This is a genomic window from Pseudoxanthomonas spadix BD-a59 (assembly GCF_000233915.3).
GTDB lineage: Bacteria > Pseudomonadota > Gammaproteobacteria > Xanthomonadales > Xanthomonadaceae > Pseudoxanthomonas_A > Pseudoxanthomonas_A spadix.
Map to the genome: position 1 here is coordinate 83,973 of NC_016147.2, position 25,554 is coordinate 109,526.

23 protein-coding genes and 1 pseudogene are annotated in these 25,554 nt (G+C 70.0%); 16 read left to right on the forward strand and 8 right to left on the reverse strand.

Going from position 1 to position 25,554, the window contains the following annotated elements; all coding sequences use genetic code 11:
* The first annotated feature begins 32 nt into the window (after positions 1-32).
* The 3 genes from mutM to DSC_RS00380 all read left to right on the forward strand — a co-directional run bounded on the left by mutM (position 33) and on the right by DSC_RS00380 (position 4,405).
* Positions 33-845 carry a bifunctional DNA-formamidopyrimidine glycosylase/DNA-(apurinic or apyrimidinic site) lyase gene (gene mutM, locus DSC_RS00370; protein ID WP_014159103.1) on the forward strand — a complete coding sequence of 271 codons (813 nt, stop codon included), beginning with the start codon at positions 33-35 and terminating at the stop codon, positions 843-845.
* A gap of 93 nt (positions 846-938) precedes the next feature.
* Positions 939-1,508: an ECF-type sigma factor gene (locus tag DSC_RS00375; RefSeq protein WP_014159104.1), complete on the forward strand. Its 570-nt coding sequence runs from the start codon at positions 939-941 to the stop codon at positions 1,506-1,508.
* Between the two features lie 17 nt (positions 1,509-1,525).
* Positions 1,526-4,405 (forward strand): serine/threonine-protein kinase, encoded by a 2,880-nt coding sequence (locus DSC_RS00380; RefSeq protein ID WP_014159105.1) that lies wholly within the window; start codon positions 1,526-1,528, stop codon positions 4,403-4,405.
* On the opposite strand, the gene DSC_RS00385 is transcribed toward DSC_RS00380, so the two are convergent.
* Entirely contained in the window at positions 4,353-4,973 is a 621-nt protein-coding gene (locus DSC_RS00385; protein WP_014159106.1) for a thymidine kinase, read from the reverse strand. The genes DSC_RS00380 and DSC_RS00385 overlap by 53 nt on opposite strands.
* Before the next feature lie 180 nt (positions 4,974-5,153).
* Here DSC_RS00385 and DSC_RS00390 point away from each other — a divergent pair, with 180 nt between their 5' ends.
* Both DSC_RS00390 and DSC_RS15830 read left to right on the forward strand, forming a co-directional pair.
* Positions 5,154-7,133 (forward strand): UvrD-helicase domain-containing protein, encoded by a 1,980-nt coding sequence (locus DSC_RS00390; RefSeq protein WP_014159107.1) that lies wholly within the window; start codon positions 5,154-5,156, stop codon positions 7,131-7,133.
* A gap of 235 nt (positions 7,134-7,368) precedes the next feature.
* A pseudogene (locus tag DSC_RS15830) lies at positions 7,369-7,773 on the forward strand (IS630 family transposase); the annotation flags it as partial.
* Here the strand turns inward: DSC_RS15830 and DSC_RS16380 are convergent.
* Both DSC_RS16380 and DSC_RS00405 read right to left on the reverse strand, forming a co-directional pair.
* Positions 7,682-9,133, reverse strand: a complete 1,452-nt coding sequence (locus DSC_RS16380; RefSeq protein ID WP_014159111.1) for an MliC family protein — start codon at positions 9,131-9,133, stop codon at positions 7,682-7,684. The pseudogene DSC_RS15830 and the gene DSC_RS16380 sit on opposite strands and share 92 nt — an antisense overlap.
* Before the next feature lie 61 nt (positions 9,134-9,194).
* The gene (locus DSC_RS00405) at positions 9,195-9,878 is read right to left on the reverse strand and encodes a YceH family protein (RefSeq protein WP_014159112.1); all 684 of its coding nucleotides are present in this window, start codon (positions 9,876-9,878) and stop codon (positions 9,195-9,197) included.
* A 179-nt stretch (positions 9,879-10,057) separates the two neighbouring features.
* Between DSC_RS00405 and DSC_RS00410 the strand changes: the two genes are divergently transcribed.
* The 4 genes from DSC_RS00410 to plsB all read left to right on the forward strand — a co-directional run bounded on the left by DSC_RS00410 (position 10,058) and on the right by plsB (position 15,524).
* A complete protein-coding gene (locus DSC_RS00410) occupies positions 10,058-10,966 on the forward strand; it encodes a 5'-nucleotidase, lipoprotein e(P4) family (RefSeq protein ID WP_043290246.1) in 909 nt (302 codons plus the stop codon).
* A complete protein-coding gene (gene pyrF, locus DSC_RS00415; RefSeq protein WP_014159114.1) occupies positions 10,963-11,685 on the forward strand; it encodes an orotidine-5'-phosphate decarboxylase in 723 nt (240 codons plus the stop codon). The genes DSC_RS00410 and pyrF overlap by 4 nt, the downstream gene beginning before the upstream one ends.
* Before the next feature lie 181 nt (positions 11,686-11,866).
* The gene (locus DSC_RS00420; protein ID WP_014159115.1) at positions 11,867-12,805 is read left to right on the forward strand and encodes a hypothetical protein; all 939 of its coding nucleotides are present in this window, start codon (positions 11,867-11,869) and stop codon (positions 12,803-12,805) included.
* A 28-nt stretch (positions 12,806-12,833) separates the two neighbouring features.
* The gene (gene plsB, locus DSC_RS00425) at positions 12,834-15,524 is read left to right on the forward strand and encodes a glycerol-3-phosphate 1-O-acyltransferase PlsB (RefSeq protein ID WP_043290247.1); all 2,691 of its coding nucleotides are present in this window, start codon (positions 12,834-12,836) and stop codon (positions 15,522-15,524) included.
* 54 nt (positions 15,525-15,578) lie between these two features.
* On the opposite strand, the gene DSC_RS00430 is transcribed toward plsB, so the two are convergent.
* Both DSC_RS00430 and DSC_RS00435 read right to left on the reverse strand, forming a co-directional pair.
* Positions 15,579-16,247, reverse strand: coding sequence for a GNAT family N-acetyltransferase (locus DSC_RS00430; RefSeq protein WP_014159117.1), 669 nt, complete (start codon positions 16,245-16,247; stop codon positions 15,579-15,581).
* 199 nt (positions 16,248-16,446) lie between these two features.
* Positions 16,447-16,653, reverse strand: a complete 207-nt coding sequence (locus tag DSC_RS00435) for a YdcH family protein (RefSeq protein WP_043290249.1) — start codon at positions 16,651-16,653, stop codon at positions 16,447-16,449.
* Positions 16,654-16,949: 296 nt separating this feature from the next.
* Between DSC_RS00435 and ttcA the strand changes: the two genes are divergently transcribed.
* The 3 genes from ttcA (at position 16,950) to DSC_RS00450 (ending at position 19,839) form a co-directional block, all read left to right on the forward strand.
* On the forward strand, positions 16,950-17,828 hold the full coding sequence (gene ttcA, locus DSC_RS00440) for a tRNA 2-thiocytidine(32) synthetase TtcA (protein WP_014159119.1): 879 nt from the start codon (positions 16,950-16,952) through the stop codon (positions 17,826-17,828).
* A gap of 249 nt (positions 17,829-18,077) precedes the next feature.
* Complete coding sequence (locus DSC_RS00445) at positions 18,078-18,980, forward strand: recombination-associated protein RdgC (protein WP_014159120.1); 903 nt, start codon at positions 18,078-18,080, stop codon at positions 18,978-18,980.
* 76 nt (positions 18,981-19,056) lie between these two features.
* Complete coding sequence (locus tag DSC_RS00450; protein WP_014159121.1) at positions 19,057-19,839, forward strand: M48 family metallopeptidase; 783 nt, start codon at positions 19,057-19,059, stop codon at positions 19,837-19,839.
* A gap of 27 nt (positions 19,840-19,866) precedes the next feature.
* Here the strand turns inward: DSC_RS00450 and DSC_RS00455 are convergent, their stop codons facing one another.
* Positions 19,867-20,721 (reverse strand): alpha/beta fold hydrolase, encoded by an 855-nt coding sequence (locus DSC_RS00455; protein ID WP_014159122.1) that lies wholly within the window; start codon positions 20,719-20,721, stop codon positions 19,867-19,869.
* The gene (hemH, locus tag DSC_RS00460; RefSeq protein WP_014159123.1) at positions 20,718-21,740 is read right to left on the reverse strand and encodes a ferrochelatase; all 1,023 of its coding nucleotides are present in this window, start codon (positions 21,738-21,740) and stop codon (positions 20,718-20,720) included. The genes DSC_RS00455 and hemH overlap by 4 nt, the downstream gene beginning before the upstream one ends.
* A 160-nt stretch (positions 21,741-21,900) precedes the next feature.
* Between hemH and DSC_RS00465 the strand changes: the two genes are divergently transcribed.
* The 4 genes from DSC_RS00465 (at position 21,901) to tatC (ending at position 24,326) form a co-directional block, all read left to right on the forward strand.
* Positions 21,901-22,800 (forward strand): lipid-binding SYLF domain-containing protein, encoded by a 900-nt coding sequence (locus DSC_RS00465; RefSeq protein WP_014159124.1) that lies wholly within the window; start codon positions 21,901-21,903, stop codon positions 22,798-22,800.
* Positions 22,801-22,895: 95 nt separating this feature from the next.
* Positions 22,896-23,129 carry a Sec-independent protein translocase subunit TatA gene (gene tatA, locus DSC_RS00470; RefSeq protein WP_014159125.1) on the forward strand — a complete coding sequence of 78 codons (234 nt, stop codon included), beginning with the start codon at positions 22,896-22,898 and terminating at the stop codon, positions 23,127-23,129.
* A 56-nt stretch (positions 23,130-23,185) separates the two neighbouring features.
* Positions 23,186-23,590: a Sec-independent protein translocase protein TatB gene (gene tatB, locus DSC_RS17465; RefSeq protein ID WP_014159126.1), complete on the forward strand. Its 405-nt coding sequence runs from the start codon at positions 23,186-23,188 to the stop codon at positions 23,588-23,590.
* Positions 23,571-24,326, forward strand: coding sequence for a twin-arginine translocase subunit TatC (tatC, locus tag DSC_RS00480; RefSeq protein ID WP_014159127.1), 756 nt, complete (start codon positions 23,571-23,573; stop codon positions 24,324-24,326). The genes tatB and tatC overlap by 20 nt, the downstream gene beginning before the upstream one ends.
* Before the next feature lie 171 nt (positions 24,327-24,497).
* Here tatC and DSC_RS00485 read toward each other — a convergent pair whose 3' ends face one another.
* Complete coding sequence (locus DSC_RS00485; RefSeq protein WP_014159128.1) at positions 24,498-25,391, reverse strand: BPSS1780 family membrane protein; 894 nt, start codon at positions 25,389-25,391, stop codon at positions 24,498-24,500.
* Between the last annotated feature and the right edge of the window lie 163 nt (positions 25,392-25,554).

The window sequence follows — 25,554 nt, forward strand, 5'->3', positions numbered from 1 at the left end:
ACCCGAGCGCTGACCCCTCCAGGCCCGCCGCCATGCCCGAACTGCCCGAAGTCGAAACCACCCGCCGCGGCCTGGCCCCGCACCTGGAAGGGGTGATCGTGCGCGCAGTCCTGCAGCGCCGCGACGACCTGCGCTGGCCGATCCCCGACCAGATCCGCGCGCACCTGCCCGGGGCGCGGATCGAGGCGGTGCGTCGCCGCGCCAAGTACCTGCTGCTGGACACCCTGGCCGGCAGCGCGCTGCTGCACCTGGGCATGAGCGGCAGCCTGCGGGTGCTGCCGGCGGCCACGCCGGTGAAGGCGCACGACCATGTCGACCTGGCCCTGGATGGCGGGCGGGTGCTGCGCTTCAACGATCCGCGCCGCTTCGGCAGCCTGCTGTGGCAGGCGCCGGGCACCACCCACCCGCTGCTGCAGGGGCTGGGACCGGAGCCGCTGTCGGAGGAGTTCGATGGTGCATGGCTGTTTGCACGCAGCCGCGGCCGCAGCGCCCCGGTCAAGAGCTTCCTGATGGACCAGCGGATCGTGGTCGGGGTGGGCAACATCTACGCGGCCGAAAGCCTGTTCAGGGCCAGGATCCACCCGCTGCGCGCGGCCGGCAGGGTCTCCCGCGAACGCTATGAAGCCCTGGCGATGGCGGTAAAGGACATCCTGGCCCACGCCATCCAGCGCGGGGGCACCACCTTGCGCGATTTCATCAGCCCCGATGGCGTGCCGGGCTATTTCGAGCAGGAACTGTGGGTCTACGGCCGCGGCGGCCTGCCCTGCAAGCGGTGCGCGGCCGCCCTGAAGCAAGCCCAGGTCGGCCAGCGCACCACGGTCTGGTGCCCGCACTGCCAGCGCTGAAAGCAGTGATGCCGCATCGCACCAGCGGGAGATACACCCGTCACGTTTGCAGGCGGTATAGTCGGCCCCTGCAGCAATGCAAGGAGGGGGTTCATGGAGGGGGGGGGTGATATCACGGTCTGGTTGGATGCCGCGCGTTCGGGCGACCGCGCCGCGCTGGATCGGGTGCTGTCCACGCTCTACCAGGAACTGCATTCGATGGCCCGGCGCCAGCTGGCCGGCCACCAGGGCCACACCCTGGACGCCACCGCGCTGGTCCACGAGTCCTACCTGAAACTGCTTGGCGCCCAGGGCGGGGCCAAGTTCGACGACCGCGCGCATTTCTTCGCCTATGCCGCCTCCTCGATGCGCTCGGTGGTGGTGGACTACGCCCGCAGCCGCCTGGCCCGCAAGCGCGGCGGCGACCTCAAGCGCGTGGCGGAGATCCCCGAGGACGTGGAAAGCAACCTGCTGCGCCTGGACGAAACCACCCTGGCGCTCAATACCGCGCTGGACCAGCTCTTCGACGCCGATCCACGCCTGGCCAAGGTCGTGGAGATGCGCTATTTCGCCGGCCTGTCCGAGCTGGAGATCGCCGAGCTGATGCAGCGCTCCGAGCGCAGCGTGCGCCGCGACTGGCAGAAGGCCCGGCTGTTCCTGCTGGCCGCGATGCAGGACGAGTAAAGCGGAGCGCCTGCGCGATGGACGCCGCCCAGTGGCAACGCCTGTCGCCGATGCTGGACCTGCTGCTGGACATGAATCCGGAGCAGCGTACCTACCAGCTGCAACTGATCGCCCTTGAAGATGCCGGGCTGGCCGAGGAGATTGTCGGCCTGCTGGCGCTGGAAGCCGCCGCCGAAGGCGCCTGGCCGCCGCCCCTGCACGAAGCCCCGGCCGCGCTCTGCGAAGGCGCGCGCCTGGGTCCCTATCGCCTGGAGTGGCTGCTGGGCGAAGGCGGCATGGGCATGGTCTGGGCGGCCAAGCGCGCCGGCAGCGGCTACCAGCGCCGGGTGGCCCTGAAGCTGCTGCATGCGGGCATCGCCGATCACCGCCTGCGGGTGCGTTTCTCGCGTGAGCGCGACATCCTGGCGCGGCTGGAACACCCGCACATCGCGCGCCTGCTCGATGCCGGGGTCGGCGAGCAGGGCCAGCCCTACCTGGCGCTGGAATACGTCGAAGGCATTTCCATCACCGACTATTGCCAGCAGCATGCCCTGGCCATCGAGGCGCGGCTGGTACTGTTCCGCCAGGTCTGCCAGGCGGTCAGCCACGCGCATGCCAACCTGATCGTCCACCGCGACCTGAAGCCTTCCAACATCCTGGTCACCGCCAGCGGCGAAACCCGGCTGCTGGACTTCGGCATCGCCAAGCTGCTCGATGCGCCCGATGGCAGCGGCGCGCGCACCGAGTTGCGCGCCTTCACCCTGCACTACGCCGCGCCCGAGCAGGTCCGCGGCGAGCCGGTGACCACCCGCACCGATGTGTATTCGCTGGGCGTGGTGCTATTCGAACTGCTGGCCGGCACCAAGCCCTATCGCCTGCAGGGCGACAATGTGCTGGCCTGGGAACAGGCCATCATCGACGCCGAACCGATGCGCCCATCGCAGGCGCTGCTGCAGGGCGCGCCTGACCGGGCGGCGCAACCGGACCTGCGCCGCCAGGCCAGGCGCCTGCGCGGCGACCTGGACCGGATCGTGCTCAAGGCCCTGGCCAAGAAGCCCGAGCACCGCTATCCTTCGGTCGAAGCGCTGTCGGCTGACCTGCGCCGCTACCTGGAAGGCATGCCGGTCCAGGCACAGCGGCAGAGCGTGGGCTACCGGCTGGGCAAGTACGCGCTGCGCCATCGCTGGTGGCTGCTGGCCGGATCGATGATGTCGCTGGTGCTGCTGGGCGCGGCGGCCATCAGCCTGCGCCAGGCCCGCGAGGCGGTGCACGAGGCCCAGCGCGCGCAGGCGATGCAGGATTTCGTGATCGGCCTGTTCGACAACGCCGGCGCCGCACCGCGCGGCGATGCATTCGATAGCCGCAAGCTGCTCGACGCCGGGGTGGCGCGCGGCGCGCGCGAGCTGGCCAACCAGCCGCTGGCCCATGCCGAGCTGCTGGGCGTGGTCGCGCGGCTGCGCATCGGCCTGGGCGATTATGCGCAGGCGCTGGCGTTGCTGGAACGCGCCGACGGCCTGCTCAACGGCCGCGGCGATGTCTCCGCGCAGCTGCGCCTGCAGATCGCTGCCCAGCACGGACGCGCGCTGCGCATGCTCGATCGCGGCCAGGCCTGCGCCAGCCAGCTGGCGCCGCTGGAACCGCTGACGCGCACCCTGATTGGCCATGAGGCCGAAACCGCCGAGTTCCTGTCCCAGTACGGCCGCTGCCTGCGCCAGCAGGGCGACCTGGTGCCGGCGCATAGCCTGTTCCAGCGCGCCCTGGCGCGCCGCCAGGCGCTGGGCGACGATGCCGGTGTGGCCGAGAACATGCTGGACCTGGCCTTGCTGGACACCGACCGGGGCCGGGAACAGGACGCGCTGAACGGCTACCGCGCCGCGCTGGATTACCTGTATCGCCATGTCGGCCACGAACATCCGCTGGCGGTGGAAATCCTGCGTGCGCGGGGCGCCGCACAGCGCGCCGGCGGCGACACGATCAACGCCCAGGCCGGCTTCCGACAGGCGCTGCGGGTGTCCGAACAGATCCACGGCTCGGACCATCCCCTCACCCTGGGCCTGCGCCGGCAGCTGGTGGCGTTGCAGGTGGATCTGGGCCAGTACGCCCTGGCCGCCGAGCAGATGGAATCGCTGCTGGCGCGCACCCGCCAGGTCATGGGCGAGCGGCACCGCGAGACCGGCCTGGCCTGGAACACCACCGGCGTCATCGCCTGGGAACGTGGCGAGCTGGCCACCGCCCAGCGCGATATCGCCCGGGCCGTGGCCATCTGGCGCCAGCCCGAAGGCGCGCGGCAGCTGGCGGGCGGGCTGGCCAACTACGGCAGGGTCCTGCATGCGGCCGGCCATGACAGCCAGGCGTTGGCCGCCCTGCAGGAAGCGCGCGCGCTGCGCGTCGCCAATTTCGGTGCCTCCCACCCACTGGTCGGCGACACCGACCGCATGATCGGCGAGGTCATCGCCGACCAGGGCGATGCGCGGGGCGCGCAGCCCTGGTTCGAAACGGCGGTCGCGCTGACCCGGCGCGGCTATCCGGCCGATCATCCGCGGCGGCTGTTCGCCGAACTGTCGCTGGCCCGCAACCGCGGGCGCCTCGGCCAGCCCGACGCCGCGCTGGCCATGCTGGATCGGCTGGCGCGGCACGGCGGCGACGGCAGTGAAGCGGCCAAGCTGCGCTGGCGCGCCCGTGCCTACGCAGCCGAAACCCGCTGCACCGCCAGCCCTTCACAGGGCACGTTGCAACAGCTTGACGCCCTGCTGGCGCAGCTGGCCACCGTCCAGCCCGATGGCGGGGTGATTCCACGCGAGGTGCGGGCCATCCGCGAGCGGTGCGCCGAACGCCTGCTGGCGGCGCCCGCGGCGCGGCGACCGCTCAAAACGGCAGCAAGGCCTGCTGCGGCGCCATCGTCGACTCGCCGCGGGTGATCTTCTTGTACTCGGCGCGGCTGACCGAGACATAGCGCTGGTTGCCGCCGATCTCCACCTGCGGCCCGTCCTGGACCACGCGCCCGGCTGCATCCACGCGCACGGTCATCGTCGCCTTGGCCCCGGTATGGCAGATGGTCTTGATCTCGCTGAGTTCGTCGGCCCAGGCCAGCAGATACTGGCTGCCCTCGAACAGCTCACCGCGAAAATCGGTGCGCAACCCGTAGCACAGCACCGGGATGCCGCGCTGGTCCACCACCTCGCTCAGCTGCCAGACCTGCGCACGGCTGAGGAACTGCGCCTCGTCCACCAGCACGCAGTGCAGCCGGCCGGACTCGGCCAACTCGCCATCGACCAGGCGCAGCAGGTCATCATCGCCGGTGAAGGTGGTGCCTTCGGCCTGCAAGCCGATCCGCGAGGCCACCACGCCGGGGCCGGCGCGATCATCCAGCCCCGGGGTCAGGATCAGCACGCGCATGCCGCGTTCGCGATAGTTGTGCGCCGACTGCAGCAGCGTGGTGGTCTTGCCGGCGTTCATCGCCGAATAATAGAAATAGAGCTTGGCCATGGAGCGAGGAGTGAGAAACGAGCAGCGAGGAGTGAGAAGTGAGAAGTGAGCGCAGTGCGGAGCGGGTGCAAGTGCGCCGCGGCCAGCTGCCGGTGACAGAATACCCGCCCTGCCAGACGCAGCTGGCTTTGCTCGCTTCTCGTTTCGCATTCATTCTTCCCCCTCACTTCCCGCCTGCCGATGGATTTGCTCAACCCCCCGCAGCGCGCCGCGGTGCTGCACGTGCACGGTCCACTGCTGGTGCTGGCCGGCGCCGGCAGTGGCAAGACCCGGGTGATCATCGAGAAGATCGCGCACCTGATCGCCTCCAGGCGGATGCCGGCCAAGCGCATCGCGGCGATCACCTTCACCAACAAGTCGGCCCGGGAAATGCGCGAGCGCCTGGCCAGGCGGGTCAGGGGCGAGGCGGCCGAAGGCTTGACCCTGTGCACCTTCCACGCGCTGGGGCTGAAGTTCCTGCAGATCGAGCACGCCGCGGCCGGGCTGAAGCGCAATTTCTCGATCTTTGACGCCGACGATGCCAACGCGCAGTTCAAGGACCTGATGCCCGGGGCCAAGCCCGATGCGATCGAGCTGATGAAGTCGCTGGTCTCGCGCGCCAAGAACGCAGGCCTCTCGCCCGAACAAGCAGCCGAACGGGCGCGCAGCCCGCGCGAGCTGGAAGCGGCCGCGCTGTACGCGCGCTACCAGGCGCGGCTGGGCAGCTTCAACGCGGTGGACTTCGATGACCTGATCCGCCTGCCGGTGCAGATCCTGGAACACGATCGGCAGATCACCGCCGGCTGGCGCGAGCGGATCGGCTACCTGCTGGTGGACGAAGCGCAGGACACCAACGATGCCCAGTACCGCCTGCTCAAGGCGATCGCCGGGCCGGGCGGCCACTTCACCTGCGTGGGCGATGACGACCAGTCGATCTATTCCTGGCGCGGGGCCAACCCGGAAAACCTGCTGCAGATGGCGCAGGACTATCCGGCGCTGGAAGTGATCAAGCTGGAGCAGAACTACCGCTGCTCCAACCGCGTGCTGCGCGCGGCCAACGCGTTGATCGCCCACAACCCGCACACCCATCCCAAGCAGCTGTGGTCCGACCAGGCCGATGGCGAGCGCATCCGCGTGTGGGAGTGTCGCGACAACGAGCACGAGGCCGAAAAGGTCGCCGCCGAGATCGCCTACCTGCAGGCCGCCAGGCGGGTGCCGTGGAGCGAGTTCTGCATCCTGTTCCGCGGCAACTTCCAGTCGCGGGTGATCGAAAAGGCGCTGCAGCTGCTGCGTATTCCGTATCACCTCACCGGCGGCACCGCGTTCCTGGAGCGCCAGGAAGTCAAGGATGCCCTGAGCTGGCTGCGGCTGGTGGCCAATCCGGACGACGATGCAGCGTTCCTGCGCGCGGTGCAGAGTCCCAAGCGCGAAGTCGGCGCGACCTCGCTGGCCAGGCTCGCCGAGCTGGCCCAGGCCCGGCACCTGCCGATGGCGCGCGTGGCCGAGATTCCCGGCGCCCTGCAGGCCTTGCCGGCGCGCGCGGCCAACGGCCTGGCCGGCTTCAATGATGCGCTGCAGGAACTGCGCGCGCAGGCGCCCAGGCTGCCGGCGGCCGAGCTGGTGCGGCTGCTGGCCGAACGCTCGGGCCTGCTGGCCGAGCTTCGCGTGCAGTGCAAGGACCAAGCCTCCTTCCAGCGGCGCAAGGCCAACCTGGAGGAACTGGCCGACTGGTTCAGTGGTGGCCCGCGTGGCGCCAGCGCCGGCGACCTGGCCGCGCAGCTGGCGCTGCTGTCGCGCAATGACAAGGACGACGGCGGCAACCAGGTGCGGATGATGACCCTGCACGCGGCCAAGGGGCTGGAGTTTGGCTACGTGTTCATCGTCGGCTGCCAGGACGGCGTGCTGCCGCACGAAGCGGCGCTGGAGGAAGGTGCGCTGGAGGAGGAGCGGCGGCTGATGTACGTGGGCATCACCCGCGCCAAGCAAGGGCTTTACCTGAGCCACAGCCGGACCACGCGCAAGTTCGGCGAGCTGATGCGGCTCAAGCCCAGCCGTTTCATCGACGAGCTGCCGCAGGCCGAACTGCAGCGCGACGGCGCCGATCCGGTCCTGGACGCGGCCAGCAAGCAGGCACGTGCCAAGGCCGGGCTGGCGGCGATCCAGGCGTTGTTCGACGACTGAAGCGGTGGCTGTCCTACGCGCGGCGAAGGCCGCGCGCACAGGCCTAGTGTACTGTTCTATTCTTGATGGAACTTATATGAAATCCATCGTTCCAACACTCTACGAGGACGAAGAGTGGAGAGTGCAAGTGCGAGTTGCCCCTGACCCCTGAGATTGTGCTGAGCGACGAGGAGCGAGCCGAGAAGGTCTCGCGCGACCCGCAGTTCGTCGAGAAGCTCGAAGACATCAGATCGGGCGCCACACCCACGTCGAATGGCTGAAGTTCCTGCGCCAGATCGACCGCCAGACGCCCAAGGACAAGACGCTGCATCTGATCGCCGACAACTACGCCACCCACAAGCATCCCAATGTCCAGAAGTGGCTAGCCAAGCACCCGCGCTTCACCATGCACTTCACGCCTACCTCCGCCTCGTGGCTGAACATGGTTGAGCGCTTCTTCCGCGACATCACCGCCGAGCGGCTGCGCCGCGGGGTGTTCACCAGCGTGCCCGAATTGATCGCCGCCATCGACGAGTACCTCGCGCATCACAACACCAAACCCAAGCCGTTCATCTGGACCAGAAGCGCCCGCGACATCCTGCAGAAGGTGATCCGCGCCAATCAGCGCTTAAGTTCCAAACAGAATGGAACACTACACTAGGAGTCTGTCGGGCTTTGGCGGTCGAGGCGAAAATTCGGCTGCGCGAGGACAGATTTTCGCCGATTCGCCGCCCCATACATAGTGGTTCTATGGGGCAAGAAGCGACGGAAATATGGACCGCACAGCCGGATTTGCAGCCCGGCCGGCCAAAGTCCGACAGGCTCCTAGGGTCTGGCCTCGGCAGGCGCCGGCGCGGTGCTGGTGGGTGCGTCGGTGCGCGCAGCTGCCGGTGACCCCTGCGCGCAGGCGGCCTTGGTGCCGGCGAGAGGGTTTGCCGGACCAGCGCATCGGTGGCCTGCGCCGCGGCGTCCCTGGCGGGCGCGCCCGGGGCGACCGGCGAGCGCACCGCTGCACGCGGCGCTGGCGCTGGCGAGGCGAGCGGCCCGGTGGGCGCATCGGCCACGGGTGCGGAGGCGGTCACCGGCGCTTGGACAGAGGCGGGCCAGGGTGCAGACGTCGGCGCCGTCGGCGCGCCCTGCCTGACCGGCGCCTGCACCACCGGCGCGGCGGTCGCGACTTCTGCCGCGTTGGCAGAGCCCGACGATGGCGGCGCGTTCGGGACCGGTGATGCCGACGTGGATGCCGACGTGGTCCGGCTCACCTGTTCGACCAGCGCATCGGTGGCCTGCGCGGCGAGCCTCGTTGGCGCTTCTTCCGCGGGGCGCCAGGTCGGCGACCTGCAGGCCAGCGCGCGGCCGTAGAAGTCGGCCGTCACCTGTCCCTTGCGCACGAAGAAATCCACGCCGGTGCGGCCGTATTTGAGTCCCGAATGGGTGGGCTCGGCGAACACGATGGCCTGCTGGTCGCCGAAGCCGAGCACCGCGAAGGCCGGCTTCAGCTGGCTGTAGAAGGCCGCGGTGAGCGGGGTGGCCGTGCCCTTGCAGGCGAAATCCAGCCGGGTGCGCGCCACCGTCGCCGGATCCTGCAGGGCCAGCTCGACCAGGCGCGTGCGGCTGGTCTCGGCCGCGCAGGCGCGCGGGTCGGGCGCCTTCAGGCAAACCTTGCGATTGTCCTGCCACTGCCGTTCGGCCCTGGACAGGCCCGCGCGGTCCACGCCACGGCGCAGGCGCGCGGCCAGGTAGGCCTGGTGCGCCTGGCGGTCGAGCAGCGCCAGTTCAGGCTCGTCGCAGATCAGCTTCTGCAGGTCGGTCAGGGGCGCGTCCAGCGGCAGCTGGGGCTCGCCTTCGACCACCGGCCTGGGGCATTGGAACGAGGGTTTGATCGTGATCGGCGGGGCCGGCCCGTCCGGGGTGGTGTCCAGGGCCGAGCGCACGGCCGCCGGGGCACGCGGTGGTGGCGGGCGATCGCAGCCGGCCACCGCGGCCAGCAGCAACAGCGTGGCGGGCAAGGTCATCCGCATGGGTGGGGATCCGCGTCGGCGCCTGCAGGCTTCATCAGCGTTTACGCCGAAGGCACCGGGCTCAGGACAGCTGCGGGGCCGCCGGCGGCGCGGCACCGCCATCTTCCAGGCGCGACAGGCGGGCTTCCAGTTCGGCCACGCGCGCTTCCAGATCGGCCAGGCGGTGGTCCAGTTCGCTGCTGCCGCTCGTGGCGGGGGATGAAGAAGCGCCGGTGCGTGCGCTGATCGCTTCCACATCCACCGGGCCACACAGCAGGTGCATCCAGCGGTCCTCGCGCTGGCCGGGGCCGCGCGGGATCTGGACCACCAGCGCCGGGTTGCGCTGGGCCAGGCGTTCCAGGTGATGGCGGGCATCATCGGCATCGCTGAACCTGGCCAGCCGTTCGGCCCGGCTGAGCAGTTCGTTGACCGTCTGTGCGCCGCGCAGCAGCAGCAGGCCCAGCAGCGCGACCTGCTGGTCGGGCAGGCTGAAGGCCTTGCCCGCCAGGTGCTCGTAGCGATCGGCGCGCGAGGAGAACTGCTGGCGCGCCAGGCCCAGCTGTTCCAGCGCGCGCAGGCCGTGCTGCACGGCGCCGGCCTGCAGGTTCATGAGCGGGTCGCGCGCGGTCTTCTGGTTGGCGGCGGTGACCGCGGCATTGACCGTCAGCGGATAGACATCCGGCGTGGTGGCCTGCTTTTCGATCAGGCAGCCCAGCAGGCGCGCCTGGGTGGCGTCGAGCACGGGCAGGGCGGGGGCGTCGCTCATGAAGTCGATCCGGTACGGCGGGTGGACAGGATAGCCGCGGCTCGCCGCTGGTGCGGCATGGCCAGGAGCGGGCGCGTCATCGGCGGCATCGTCGATGCCGCACCCATGGTCGATTGAAGTCCGCCAATGACGCCCAGCCGCTAAACTGCCGCTTCCCTTCGCGTCGATTGCCTGCTTCCGTGACCCCACTTCGTGCGTTGCTCCTGAGCGTGTGCACCTTGCTGGCCCTGTCTGCCTGCAAGAGCATTGAACCGGCCACGACCGCCGGAATGCCGGCCACTTCCACCCCGGCGGCCACGCCCGCCGTCGGCGTGGTCGCCGACGACAACCTCAACGCAGTGCTGTGGGTGCAGCGCGCGGCCGAGTACAAGGCGCTGTCCGAGCAGACCTACCGCGCCGCGGCCGGCCGGCTGGATGCCGCGCTCAAGGCCAGCAGCTGGGATGCGCTGGTACCCGAGGAGCGCGGCAACGCCGCCACCGGGCTCAAGCCGGCCGTGATCCTGGACGTGGACGAAACGGTGCTGGACAACTCCCCCTACCAGGCGCGCCTGATCGCCGACCACGCCCAGTACGACCAAGTCAGCTGGGATCAGTGGGTCGCCGAGAAGAAGGCCAGGGCCGTGCCCGGCGTGGTCGCTTTTGCCAGGGCCGCCGACGCCAGGGGGGTGACCCTGCTGTACATCTCCAACCGCGCCGTGCACCTCAAGGACGCCACCATCGCCAACCTCAGGGCCGTTGGCCTGCCGGTGGCCGATGACAGCGTGTTCCTGGGCCTGGGCACCCAGGTGCCGGGCTGCGAGCAGAACGGCACCGAGAAGAACTGCCGCCGCAAGCTGGCCGGCCAGCAGTACCGCGTGCTGATGCAGTTCGGCGACCAGCTCGGCGACTTCGTCCAGGTCACCGCCAACACGCAAGCCGGCCGCCAGCAGCTGCTCGACCAGCACCACCACTGGTTCGGCGAGCGCTGGTGGATGCTGGCCGGCCCGACCTACGGCTCGTGGGAGCCGGCACTGTTCAACAACGACTGGGCGCAACCGGTCCAGGCCCGTCGCGCGGCCAAGCAGGCCGCGCTGGACCTGGCCCGATGAGCCCACGCGGGCCGCTGCGGCTGGGCGCGCACGAGCGCCTGATCGTGGCCCTGGACGAACCCACCGGCGCGCAGGCGCTGGCCTGGGTGGAGCGGCTGGGCGATGCGGTGTCCTTCTACAAGATCGGCATGGAGCTGCTGGCCTCGGGCGATTACTTCACCGTGCTCGACGCGCTGGCCCGGCGCGACAAGAAGGTCTTCGTCGACCTGAAGTTCTTCGACATCCCGGCCACCGTGGCCGGGGTGATCGCCGGGCTCTCGCGCTGGCCGGTGACTTTTGCCACCCTCCACGGCTGGCACGGCCCGATGATGGAAGCGGCCGCCGATGCCCGCAGCGGCCAGCTGCGCCTGCTGGCGGTGACGGTGCTGACCTCGATGGACCGCGGTGACCTGCAGGCCCTGGGCATCGACGCCGATCCGCGCCAGGTGGTGGTCCAGCGCGCGCTGGCCGCCCAGGCCGCCGGAATCGACGGGGTGATCTGCTCGGGCCAGGAAGCCGCGCCGGTGCGCGCGGCGACCGGCGCGGGTTTCGAGATCGTCTGCCCGGGCATCCGCCCGGCCGGCAGCGCGGTCGGCGATCAGAAGCGGGTGATGGGGGTGGCCGAGGCCTTTGCCGCTGGCGCCGATGCCATCGTGGTCGGCCGGCCGATCCGCCAGGCGCCAGATCCGCGTGCGGCGGCCGAGGCCATGCAGGCGGAAATCGCAAGGCTTTTGAAATAACACAACGCCTCGTATCGCACACCAACGTATCGCCTCGTTTCCGTTCAGGCACCAGGCGGTGCGGGTCCGGCTTCGATCGGCCTGTTCCACCACCGCTGTCCTGCAGGCCGGTCGTCGCCGGGCCGGTTTTGTTGCCGAGCCCGGCCGGCTGCGGCCAAGATGGCGCCTCACAGGGGGACCCATGCATCTGGCCCAGCGCATCACCGCCGCCGTTTTCGCCTGCGCCCTGGTGGCGCTGGTCGCCTGTCACCCAGGCCAGGCCCCGCAGGTGGCCGCCACGCCCGATGGCCCGGCCGCCACCGTGCGCCAGCTGGCGCAGCTGCTCCGGCACAACGACCTGTCCGGCTTCGCCCGTGCGGCGGTGCCGGCGCAGGACTACCGGACCTTTTCCGATGCCTGGCAGCAGGACCTGAGCCGCTGGCCGCTGAGCGAACTGCCGCTGCCGGACAAGCTGGTGCCGATGCTGGCGGCGCTGTCGGCCAACGATGCCGAACGCCAGCTCGGCCAGGACTACGACCGCCACCTGGCCGGACAGACCGCCGACCTTCGCAATGCGGCGCAGACCCTGGGCCTGTTCGTCGGCCAGTACGTGCGCAACCAGGGCGACTTCAACCCCGGCCAGCGCGCCCATCTGGCCCAGGTCGTGCCGGTGCTGGCCGCCTGGGCGCAGAGCGCCCCGCTGGCCGATGCGGCCCGCGCCCACACCGCCCTGCGCACGCTGGTGGCCGCCGCCCGCACCACCGGGATCGACAGCGATGCCGACCTGAAGGCCGCCGGCATGGAGGCCTCGCTGCGGCAGCTGCAGCCGTTCCTGGCCGCCTTCACCGGCGTGCTGTCCGACTACGGCCTGTCCCTGGCCGACAGCCTGGACAAGCTGCAGACCGGCACGGTCACCGAAAAGGACGGCCTGGCCATGGTCGCGGTGACCTATCCGCTGGCCGGCAAGCCGATCCAGCTCACTGTCACCCTGCGCCGCCAGGCGGACCGCTGGTACGTGGCCGACTACATGGACCAGGCCGAAGACCTGCGCAAACTGCTCCGGCAGACCCCGCCGCCGGCGCCCGATCCGGCCCCGCCGCAGGCCCCGCTGCAGGCTGACGGCAAGGTCGCCGCGCAATGAGGACGACCGTCAGCGGCCATTGGGCATAATGCCGACGATGCCCGAACAGAATCCCCTGCCCTTCCCGGACGGCCAAGGCCCCGACGGTTCGCGTCCGCCCGAAGGCGGGACGCCACCGCCGCCTGCGGCCGGAGCGGCGCCCGACCAGGCGACCCCGCCGCTGCCGATTCCGGTGTCCGCGCCGAACGGCCGGCCCGGCAAGACCCCGCTGTGGGCGCAGCTGATGCACAAGCTGATCGACCCGTGGGTCAACCTGGACATCGAGCCCGAGGCTCCCGGCGCGCTGATCGACAGCCGCCCGGTCTGCTACGTGCTGGAAGACTACGGCCTGTCCAACGCGCTGATCCTGGACCGCGCCTGCCAGCTGGCGGGCCTGCCCTCGCCGCTGCTGCCCCTGCCGGGTGACCCGATCCGGCGCAAGCGCGCCTACCTGGCGCTGTCGCGGCGCAACGCCAGCACCCTGATCCCCGAGGCCGGTGCTACCAAGACCCATTCGGACTCGCTGGCGCGCCTGCTCCAGGCCCACCGCCACAACCTGAGCCTGGACGTGCAGCTGGTGCCGGTGTCGATCTTCGTCGGCCGCGCGCCGGACAAGGCCAGCGGCTGGTTCGCGGTGCTGTTCTCGGAAAACTGGGCGCTGGTGGGCCGCTTCCGCCGGCTGCTGGCGATCCTGCTCAACGGCCGCAGCACGATCGTGCGGTTCTCACCGCCGGTCTCGATCCGCGATTCGATCGACGAAGCACTGCCGCCCGAGCGCACGGTGCGCAAGCTCTCGCGGGTGCTGCGCACCCACTTCCACCGCATCCGCGAATCGGTGATCGGCCCGGACCTGTCCACCCGGCGCCTGCTGGTGGACCAGGTGCTGGCCGCCGAGCCGGTCAAGGAGGCCATCGCCGACCAGGCCCGCCGCGACCACACCAGGCCCGAGGACGCCTGGAAGAAAGCCCACGCCATGGCCTGGGAAATCGCCGCGGACTATTCCAACCCGGTGGTGCGCTCGGCCAGCTTCCTGCTGAGCCATGTCTGGAACCGGATCTACGCCGGCGTGCTGATCCACCACCTGGACAGGTTCAAGGAAGCCGCGCCCGGGCACGAAGTGGTCTACGTGCCCAGCCACCGCAGCCACATGGACTACCTGCTGCTGTCCTACCTGCTGTACGAGCGCGGGATCGTGCCGCCGCACATCGCCGCCGGGATCAACCTCAACCTGCCGGTGATCGGCACGCTGCTGCGCAAGGGCGGGGCGTTCTTCATGCGCCGCTCCTTCCGCGGCAATCCGCTGTATTCGGCGGTGTTCACCGAGTACGTGGCCCAGCTGGTGTCCGGCGGCTATTCACTGGAGTACTTCATCGAAGGCGGGCGCTCGCGCACCGGCCGGCTGGTCCCGCCCAAGGGCGGCATGATCTCGATGACCGTGCGCGCCTACCTGCGCCAGCCGCGCAAGCCGGTGCTGTTCCAGCCGGTCTACATCGGCTACGAGAAGCTGATCGAGGGCAACAGCTACCTGGACGAACTCTCCGGCCGGCCCAAGCAGAAGGAATCGATCTGGGCCCTGCTGCGGAACATCCCCAGGATCCTGCGCCGCAACTACGGCCAGGTGGTGGTGAACTTCGGCGAGCCCATCGCCCTGAGCCAGGTCCTGGCCGAGCGCGCGCCGGAATGGGACGGCAAGCCGCTGAAGGAAGACGACAAGCCGGCCTGGCTGGGCGAGGTGGTGTCCTGCCTGGCCACCGACATCCACACCCGCATCAACGGCGCCGCCGACGTCAACCCGATCAACCTGCTGGCCCTGGCGCTGCTGTCCACGCCCAAGCACGCGATGGCCGAGGCCGACCTGATCGCCCAGATCGACCTGTCCAAGGCGCTGCTGGCGCAGCTGCCGTATTCGGACCGGGTCACCGTCACCCCGCACAGCCCCGAGCGGATCATCGCCCACGGCCTGGAGATCAACGTCCTGCGCCGCATCTCCCACCCGCTGGGCGATGTGCTGGACGTGGTCGACGAAGACACCGCGGTGCTGCTGAGCTACTACCGCAACAACGTGCTGCACCTGTTCACCGCCGCGGCCTGGATTGCCTGCTGCTTCCAGAACAACCGGCGCATGTCGCGCCAGCGCCTGGTCGGGCTGGGGATGCAGCTGTATCCGTTCCTGCAGGCCGAGCTGTTCCTGCCGTGGACGGCCGAACAGTTCGGCACGCGCATCGAACGCACCATCGAGGTGTTCATCGCCTCGCGCCTGCTCGAACAGAGCCTGCCCCCGGCCCGATCGGGGGTCGGCGAGGACGACGGCGGCATGCTGGCGCGCAACGCCGGCCAGACCGACGAGGTGTTCCGCCTGCGCGCGATCGGCCACTCGCTGCAGCAGGCCTTCGAGCGTTATTACATCGCCATCAGCGTGCTGGTAAAGAACGGCCCGGGCACGCTGGGCACGGCCGAGCTGGAAAGCCTGTGCCAGCAGGCCGCCCAGCGCCTGAGCCTGCTGTATGCGCCGGCCGCGCCGGAGTTCTTCGACAAGACCCTGTTCCGCGGCTTCATCCAGAAGCTGCGCGAGCTCGGGCTGGTGTGGCCGGACGAGCACAGCAAGCTGCGCTTCGATGCGCGCCTGGATGCCTGGGCGCGCGATGCCAAGGTGATCCTGGGCCGCGAACTGCGCCACACCATCGAACGGGTCAGCCCCGAGGCGGCGCGTCCGGAGCCGGTCCCCGAGCCTTCCGAATGAGCGCCAGGAGACAGCCGCCACCAGCACGCCTTTCCGGCCCGCTGTCGGACGCTCTCAGGCCAGCATCGGAAAGGCCTGCACCAGCCAGGCATGGCCCGCTTGGCCCAGCTCCGGCTGCTGGACCAGGTCCAGCAGCGGCGAGCCGCAGGCGCGAAAGCCGGTGGCGTATTCGCACACCAGCGCCATGCGCAGCACCGCGTTGCCGCCGGGCAGGATCGCCGGTGGCAGGTATTCGTGGAAACCGTAGAAGGCAAACAGCGCCTGCAGCTCCGGCGCGCAGTTGATCAGGCCGAACCGCACGCCCGAGTCGCGCACCAGTCTGTAAGTCTCGCGCAGCATCGTGTCCATCACCGGGCGGATGCGGTAATCGGCCAGCACGTTCAGGCGCGAACCGACCACGATGGTCTCGGCCGGCCAGATGCCGGCAAAGCGCTCCAGGTGCAGCAGCGTGCCCAGGTCACGGCGCAGCGGTGGGGTGTCGGCTGCATGCAGGCGCAGCGCGGCCACCGCCTGGCCGCCCTCGACCACCGCCACCGTGGTGGCGCTCATTTCCAGGGCGTCGTCCTCCACCCCGACCGGCTCGCCCTGTTCGTCGCGCAGACGCTGGCGCAGCGCGCGCAGTGCGGCACCGCCCTGGCCAGGGCCGAAACGGGCGGTTTGCAGCCCTGTGCCGGTGCTGGACGGGAACGGACTGACAGCAGCGCTGGAGACAGCGGAGTACATCGAAGACCGGTGCACCATGGCGCCCGGACAGCCCGGGTCGAATATGACTGCCCATGCAAGCATCGGGCCAACGGTGCGCCCGGGCCCAAGCCCGGGACCTGCAACGCTCATGCGCAGTCTCCAGTCGCCGGGCCGGACTGCCACGGTGACGCCAGGCGTCACAAGGCGTCAAACAGCGCCCGAACCCTGCACGCCTGGCTCAGGCCGGCTCGTCCGGGATCAGCGCGCTTTCCAGCCGGGCGATGCAATCCTTGAGCCACAGCTTGCGCTTCTTCAGGCGCTTGACGGTCAGCTCGTCGGCCTGCAGATCGGCCACGCGCTGCTCGATCTCCGCATCCAGGTCGCGGTGCTCGCGGCGCAGGGCGGCAAGCCGGGAGACGACCTCGCTTGGATTGATGGGGTCCACGCTCCCCAGCATACCCGCGGCCGGCGTCGGCGGGGAGACCGAGGCCGGCTCAAAAGACGCTCCCGGCGCTGGCCGCTCTGCGAGCGCGCCGGGCCACGCTCGGCACTGGCCCGGGCAACGACAGGCTCCTAGGAGCCTGTCGGACTTTCCAAAAGATGGGCCACGTACGTGAATTCTAGAGACCTCGCGTCCTGCAAACTCCGCTTTATGCACGTACGCGGACGGTTTTGGCGATTTTTTGACCAATTTTCGGTCCGTGCATCGAAAGCCCGACAGACTCCTAGACTAGCCAGCCCATGTCCGCCTCCCTGCCCCTGCAGCTCATCGCCGATCCGGCCCGGTCCGGGTCCGCGCGCCAGCTTGCCGCGCTCGGCGCGCGCCTGCGCCGCCAGGTGGGCCAGGCGATCGCCGACTACGCGATGATCCAGGCCGGCGACAAGGTGATGGTCTGCCTGTCCGGCGGCAAGGACAGCTACACCCTGCTGGACATGCTGCTGCAGCTGCAAAACAAGGCACCGGTGCACTTCGAACTGGTCGCGGTCAATCTGGACCAGAAGCAGCCCGGCTTTCCCGCACACGTGCTGCCTGATTACCTGCCCGCGCGCGGCGTGCCGTATCAGATCATCGAGCAGGACACCTATTCGGTGGTCAGCCGGGTGGTGCCGCAGGGCAAGGCCCTGTGCAGCCTGTGTTCGCGCCTGCGCCGCGGTGCGCTGTACGCGCATGCGGCAAGGCACCGGTTCACCAAGATCGCACTGGGCCATCACCGCGACGACCTGGTCGCGACCTTCTTCATGAACCTGTTCCACCACGCCAGGCTGGCGGCGATGGCGCCCAAGCTGCGCTCGGACGACGGCCGCCACGTGGTGATCCGGCCGCTGGCCACCGTGCGCGAGGCCGACATCGCCCGCTACGCCGCTGCGCGCGGCTTCCCGATCATTCCCTGCACGCTGTGCGGCAGCCAGGAGAACCTGCAGCGCCGCCAGGTCGGGCAGATGCTGGCCCAGTGGGACCGCGACAGTCCCGGGCGCGTGGACCAGATCGCCCGCGCCCTGGCCGACGTGCGCCCGGCGCAGCTGGCCGATCCGCGCCTGTTCGACTTCGCCGCGCTCGGCGCGCCGGCCGCACCCGTGCCTGCGAACAGTCGCCCCGGCCAGGACCCTGCCGGCGACTGAGCTGCGACAGACCCGTGCCGGCGACCCTCGACCAGGCCGGGGCGTGCGCCCGATCCTTGCCAGCCCTGCCCTGCAATCGGGTCTGGATCGAGGCGGTGCGGCCGTTCGGCCGGTCAGCGGACGATCCCGGACCGCTCCCGGTCGGCCCTGTCAAGGCTGTCCGGGGCGACGCCAGCGGCGATAATCCCCGGTCCATCTTCCGCGCCGGACGCTGCCTGGATCGCGCCGCGCCTCCCACCTGGCCCCCGCATGTTCTTCCGCAACCTGACCCTGTTCCGTTTTCCCACCTCGCTGGATTTTTCCGACCTCGACGCACAGCTGGCGCAGGCCCCGCTCAAGCCGGTCGGCCCGCTGGAAATGAGCTCGCGCGGCTTCATCAATCCGTTCGGCCGCAGCGAGCAGGTCGCCAGCCACCGCGTCGAGGACGCGATCTGGGTCAGCGTCGGCGGCGAGGACAAGATCCTGCCCGGGGCGGTGGTCAACGACCTGCTGGCACGCAAGCTGGACGAAATCGAAGCCAGGGAAGGCCGTCGCCCCGGCGGCAAGACCCGCAAGCGGCTCAAGGACGACCTGCTGCACGAACTGCTGCCGCGCGCCTTCGTCAAGCCCTCGCGCATCGACGCGCTGCTGGACCTCAAGGCCGGCTTCATCGCCGTGGACGCCTCCTCGCGCAAGAGCGCCGAGAACGTGGTGTCCGAACTGCGCGGGGTGATGGGCAGCTTCCCGGCCATGCCGGTCAATGCCGAAGTGGCGCCACGCGCGATCCTCACCGGCTGGATCGCCGGCGAGCCCCTGCCCGAGGGCCTGAGCCTGGGCGAGGAATGCGAGATGAAGGATCCCATCGACGGCGGCGCCATCGTCAAGTGCCAGCACCAGCAGCTGCGTTGCGAGGAGATCGACAAGCACCTGGAAGCGGGCAAGCAGGTCACCAAGCTGGCGTTGATCCTGGACGAGCACGTGTCCTTGGTCCTGGGCGAGGACCTGATCATCCGCAAGCTCAAGTTCCTCGAAGGGGCGGTGGATGCGCTGGAAAACGGCGGCAACGACGACCTGCGCGCCGAGCTGGACGCACGCTTCGCGCTGATGAGCGCCGAGGTGCGCCGGCTGTTCTTCGTCCTGGAAGGCGCGCTGAAGCTGAGCAAGGTCGAGTAGGCCGCGCCAGCGCACGCCGGCAGCGGCGCGTGGAAACCGTCAAACCCGCGCCATCTGCACCCGTACAATGCGCGGCATGTTGCTGCGCCGGCTCATCGCCAAACCGCCCCAGAGTGTCGAACGCGACACGGTCCTGGTGGCCGGCGCCGATGGGCTGGCGCCGATCCAGGTCCAGCGCGTGCGCGACCCGCGTGCACGCCGCATCCGCCTGAGCGTGGACGAACGCGGCGCGCGCCTGACCCTGCCGGTCCGCGCCAGCCTGAGCGCCGGCGAACGGTTCCTCGAACTGCATCGCCCCTGGCTGCTCGAGCAGCTCGCGCGCAGCGCCGTGCCGGCCTCGGTGCAGCCATTGCAGCCGGGCGTCACCACGACCCTGCCGTTGCGCGGACAGGAGCTGCCGTTGCACTGGCAGCCCGGACGCTACACGCGCCTGGAACTGGCCGGCGACGGGATTCACCTGCAGTGGCCACAGCGCGCCAGCGCGGCGATGCTGGCGCGCGCCCTGCGCGAGTTCTACGAGGCCCAGGGCCGGGCCGACATCGGTCGCTGGATGCCAGGCCACCTGGCCGGGCTGCCGCGCGTGCCGGGCCGGATCCGGTTCAAGGTGATGTCCTCGCAGTGGGGCTCGCTGAGCGCCGATGGCGCCATGGCGCTGGACCTGTCGCTGATCCTGGCCCGGCCGCGCGCGTTCGAGTACGTGCTGGTCCACGAGCTGTGCCACCTGGCCCAGGCCAACCACTCGGCCGCGTTCTGGCATGAAGTGCAATGCCGCTTCCCCGATTGGCGCGCCGAGCGCGCGTACTTCCACGACCAGGGCCGGCGGCTCAAGGCGCAGCTGCGCGCGCTGTTGCAGGACTGAGCGTTGCCGGGCCGCACCGCGGCCGGCTCAATCCTCGCCCAGGAACCGGCCGATCACCGCGGCCACGGCCGGGGCCTGGTCCATGTGCAGGTGGTGGCGGCCGGGCAGCACGACGGTGCGGCCCTGGCGCAGGCGCGCGGCGCGCTGGCTGCGCAGGGGTTCGGGAAAGTACGGCTGGGCCGGCTCGGCCAGGATCACCAGCGCCGGGCACGCGATGGCCGCCACCAGCGCATCGACCTGGTCGTTGCTGGCCCGATACAGTGACGGCAGCGCCAGGCGCGGATCGGTGCTCCACACCCAGCCGCCGTCCACCGCGCGCACGCCGCGTTCGACCAGCAGCCGGGCGCTGGCTTCACTCAGGCCGTTGACCTGCATCCGCGCCCGCACCGGCACGGCCAGGCTGGGAAACACCCGCGGCCCGCGCCGCGGCACGGCGCGCGCGGCCGCGATCGCCGTGCGCATCCGGGTCGGCGCGTGGGCCGCATCCTCGCCCAGCCCGCCCAGCGCCTCGATGCACACCAGCCGGCGCACGCGCTGCGGGCAGGCCGCCGCGAGCATGCTGGAAATCCCCGCGCCCATCGAATGGCCCAGCAGCGCGAAGCGCTCCCAGCCCAGTGCGTCGGCCACATCCAGCACCGCGTTGATGGCCACGTGGGCCGAATACTCCGCGCCCGGTCCCAGGTGCGCGCTGCGGCCCTGACCGGGCAGATCCAGCGCCAGCACCTCCAGCGGCTGCGGCAGCAGGCCCAGCAGCGGGATCCAGCTGGCGGCGTTGTCCAGCCAGCCATGCACGGCGATGACCTTGGCACCGTCCGGATCGCCGCCGCGCAGCGCGTGCAGTTCGCCCAGCGCCGCGGGCAGGACGCACTCGCCCAGGATCATGCCTGCATCGGGCCGAACTGGCGTTCCAGCATGGCCACCAGCGCCCGCGCATGGGCGGGGCTGTCGTTGAGGCAGGGGATATAGCGCAGGGTGCCGCCGGCGTGGGCGAAGCCCTCGGCGAACTGCATGCCCACTTCCTCCAGGGTCTCCAGGCAATCCACTGCAAACCCCGGGCAGACCACGTCCACCAGGTGCAGGCCGCGCCCGGCCATGGCCTTGAGTTCGGCATCGGTGGCCGGTTGCAGCCAGCGCTCCTTGCCGAAGCGCGACTGGTAGGTCAGGGTCCAGGCGTCGGCGGCCAGGCCCAGCGCCTGGGCGATCAGCGCGGCGCTGCGCTGGCAGCGCTGCGGGTAGGGGTCGCCGTTGTTGGCCACCCGCTGCGGCAGGCCATGGAAGGAGAACAGCAGGTGCTGACCGGCGCCATTGGCCTGGCGCCACTGCGCGATCGAGTCAGCCACCGCGGCAATCCAGTCCGGATCATCCGAATAATCCTCCACCCAGGTCAGCTGCGGTGCGGTGGCGTTGGGAAACACCTCGCGCACCACGTCCTGCACCGAGGCGGTGGTGGTGGTCGAATACTGCGGATACAGCGGCAGCACGCGCAGCGGCGCGCCTTCGCCCTGGAGCCGATGCAGCAAGGTGCGCAGCGCCGGCTGGCCATAGCGCATCGCCGGCAGCACCCGCCAGCCGGGCAGCAAGGCATGCACCTGCGCGGCCAGGCCATGGGTATAGACCGACAGGGGCGAGCCGCCTTCCAGCCAGATCCTGGCGTACTTCTCGGCCGACCTGGGGCTGCGCAGCGGCAGGATCAGCCCGCGCAGCAGCGGCTTCCACAGCACTCCCGGGATGGACACCACCCGCGGATCGGTGAGGAATTCGTCCAGGTAATCGCGCACCGCCGGCGCGGTCGGTGCCTGCGGCGTGCCCAGGTTGACCAGGACCAGGGTGCCGGCAAAGGCCGGAGGAGCGTGCGGGTGAGGGGTGAGGGCGGGGGCGGCCGCTGGGTTGGGCTCGGACATGGGTGGCATGATGACAGATGGTCCGGCCGCCGCGCCTGCAACTCATGGCCGATTCACCCGGCCATCCATAGGCTCGCGCCGTTGCATTGCCGGCGTCAGCGGCGATGCCGGCGTGCCGCCATCGTTGCCACGCTTCATCCTTATCATCGGAGTCGACTGCATGTCCCTGTCCCGTTTGGCGCCGCGTCGCGGCCTGCTTCGCCTGGGCGTCCTGATGCTGGCCAGCCTGGCCACCCTGCAGGCCCTGGCCGGCACCGAGGAGGACGCGCGCGCCGGCAACGCCGTGCGCGTGCTGCGCGACATCCAGCGCATCCCGGAGGAATCCATTCCCGAGAAGCTGCTTGACGAAGGCAAGGCGATCATCGTCGTCCCCGATTCGCTCAAGGTCGGGCTGGTGTTCGGCGGGCGCAGCGGCCACGGCCTGATGTCGGTCAAGAATCCGGACGGCACCTGGTCGCAGCCGGTGTTCGTCAAGCTCACCGGCGGCAGCGTCGGCTTCCAGGCCGGCGTGCAGTCCTCGGACATCGTGCTGGTGTTCCGCAACGACCGCTCGCTCAACAACATCGTCAACGGCAAGGTCACCCTGGGGGCCGATGCCGGGGTGGCCGCCGGCCCGGTCGGCCGCAATGCATCGGCCGCCACTGACGGCCAGCTCAAGGCCGAGATCTGGTCCTGGTCGCGCGCGCGCGGCCTGTTTGCCGGCGTCGCCCTGGACGGGGCGGTGCTGTCCATCGACCACGACGCCAACGCCGCTGTCTACGGACCCGGCGCCACCCCGCGCGCGATCTTCGAAGGTCGCGCCGGCCGCCCGACCGCGCAGGTGGTGTCCTTCCGCGATGAACTGGAGGAAGCCACCGCCAGCGCGCGTGCCAACCGCGGCACCGACGCCCGCCCGGTGGTGACCACCGGGCGACCGACGGCTCCGCCGAGCCCAGCGCCCAGCGCGCCTCCACCTGTGGAAACCGCTCCGCTCAACGGCCAGCCAGCCACCGAGCCGGCGCCGCAGCAGGGCTTCCAGCCGGTGGGCGAAGGTGAAGTGCGCACCGAACAACTGAACTGATCGGCCGCCACGGCCGATTCTTGGGCCGATCCGCGTCCGCACGGCCCGGGGCGGTGCGTTATCCTGAAAGTCCATTCTTCCCCGGCGAGTGCATCATGGGCGGTTTAAGCATCTGGCACTGGATCATCGTTCTGGCCATCGTCCTGCTGGTGTTCGGCACCAAGCGGTTGACCAGCGGCGCCAAGGACCTGGGCAGCGCGGTGAAGGAATTCAAGAAAGGCATGCGTGAGGAGGACAAGCCGGCCGCGCGCCTGTCCGAGGAAGCGCGTGGCGCCGATGAGGCGGCCGCCAAGGAACGCGAGCGCGAGCGTAGCGGCGACGCCCGCTGATCGCCAGGCGGATCGTGTCACCCTCCCACGCGCCCGCCTGAGGGGCGCCTGCTGCCATGTTCGATGTCGGCTTTCCCGAACTGATCGTCATCGCCGTTGTCGCCCTGGTGGTGCTCGGCCCCGAGCGCCTGCCCAAGGCGGCGCGCTTTGCCGGGCTGTGGGTGCGCCGGGCGCGCAACCAGTGGGATTCGGTCAAGAGCGAGCTGGAACGCGAACTGGCCGCCGAGGAACTCAAGCGCAACCTGCACCAGGCCCAGGAAGCCCTGCGCCGCACCGATCAGGCCATGCGCCGCAGTCACGACCAGGCCGAGCGCGGCTTCAACGAGGTCCGCGATCAGGTGCGTGGCACCGGCACCGGCGAGGACACGGTCGCCGACGTGACGGCCGCCGCGGCGCCCGAGCCGGGCCACATGCCGCCGGCGACGCGCCAGGATGTCGATGATGAACGCCCCAGTGCCTGACCAGGAGGCCGAAAGCAGCCTGATGGAGCACCTGATCGAGCTGCGCATGCGGCTGATCCGGGGCATGGCCGGGGTGGCGATCGTGCTGGTGGTGGCGGTGCCGTTCGCCAAGCGCATCTTCGAGCACCTGGCCATGCCGCTGCTGGCCGCGCTGCCGGTGGACCAGGCCCAGAAGATGATCGCGGCCGATCCGACCTCGGGCTTCTTCGCACCGATCAAGCTGGCCTTCTATCTGTCCCTGTTCGTGTCCTCGCCGTGGCTGATCTACCAGGCCTGGTGCTTCGTCGCCCCGGGCCTGTACAGGCACGAAAAGCGCCTGGCCGTGCCGCTGCTGGTGTCCTCGATCGCGCTGTTCTTTGTCGGCTGCGCGTTTGCCTATTTCGCGGTGCTGCCGGCGGTGTTCCATGCACTGACCCTGTTCACCCCCGATGTGGTGACCCTGGCGCCGGATCCGGCCAAATACCTGGATTTTGTGATCGTGATCTTCCTGGCGTTCGGCCTGAGCTTCGAGCTGCCGGTGGCGATGGTGATCGTGGTGGCCCTGGGCCTGGTCACTCCGCAGCAGCTCAAGGCGTCGCGCGGCTACGCGATCGTGGGCGTGTTCGTCGTGGCCGCGGTGATCACCCCGCCGGACGTGGTGTCCCAGCTGATGCTGGCCCTGCCGATGTGCCTGCTCTACGAACTGGGCATCCTGGCCAGCCGCTGGGCGCTGCCGCGCAAGCGCGCCCAGGCCTGAGAGGCTGAGCCCGGCGCGCTGTGCGTGGGAGCCGCTTCAGCGGCGAGGGGTCTTACCGGAAATGCTTCATCGCCGCTGAAGCGGCTCCCACGTGGAGCACGGTGGATCTGCGCGCTGCGCCGATCCGGATGACACAGCACCGTCCGCGCGGCCGCATCGGCCCTGCCGCGCTCAGGCGGCAAAGGTGGCCGGTGGGGATGGTGGCGGGGGGACTGCCGAGGCTTGTTCGCTTGCCTGACCCAGCATCTGGCGCCAGGCGCTGCTCACGCAGCCGGCGATCAGCGGCAGCATTGCCCCCATCAGCAGCATGTTGATGAAAAACAGGCCTGCGAACTGCCCCAGCACCATGGAGACCGCCTGGCCCAGCAGCGAGACCACCAGGATCAGGGGAATGGCCACCACCAGGAGCAGCACGTAGAACAGGATCACTGCCGGCAGGTTCCGAAGCCCGGCCTTCAGGCTGTTGAGCATGGCCTGGGTACCGCGCCTCCCACCAAAAAGCACATCCGGCACGGACACAAAATTCACCAATGCAACCAGCACCATGCCCAGGATGAAGGCGCCGAAGCAGATGAACAGCCCCGCGACCGGGACGGTCTGGAGCAGTTCCGGGCTCGGCGTTTGACCGGCGGCAGCCTGGCTCTCGAGCGTGTTCATCGTGTCCTGCACACGGTGCAATTCCTCCGGGCCACCGACCAGGGCCCACACCAGGAAGAACATCACCGCGATCAGCACCACCTGCGGAATCAAGGTCGCAATCAGGTCGGGAATTCGACCGCTGCGGAATCCGGAAAACAGGTCGCCGGCCCGGATCGGCTGGGCTGCCCTGACTTTCAGGACCGCACCCAGGACGCCTGCCCACAGGACCGGCCCAACCAGCATGAAAAAGGCCTGCAGCAGCGTCCCGAAAACGGGGACCTGCGAGAGCACCAGCATGAAGCCCATCAGCAATGCCCACAGCGCGCCCAGCGCACCGAGCTGCAGCGGTGCCTGGCGCAGGGTGGCCAGTCCGTCCAGCAGCCATTGCGCGCCGGCGCTGGCCGGTACCTTGTTGATTGTCGACATCGAGGGACATCCGGATAAAACAGCGGGGGAAAACAGCGTGGAGCGGCCGCGGCGCGGCCGGTTCAGCGGGCGCGTGCCTGGCGGGCGTGGCGCACGAATCGGCGCAATAGTGTGCGCGCCTGCGGGGCGGCCGTCACCTCGCGCTGGATCCGGACGCTCTTGC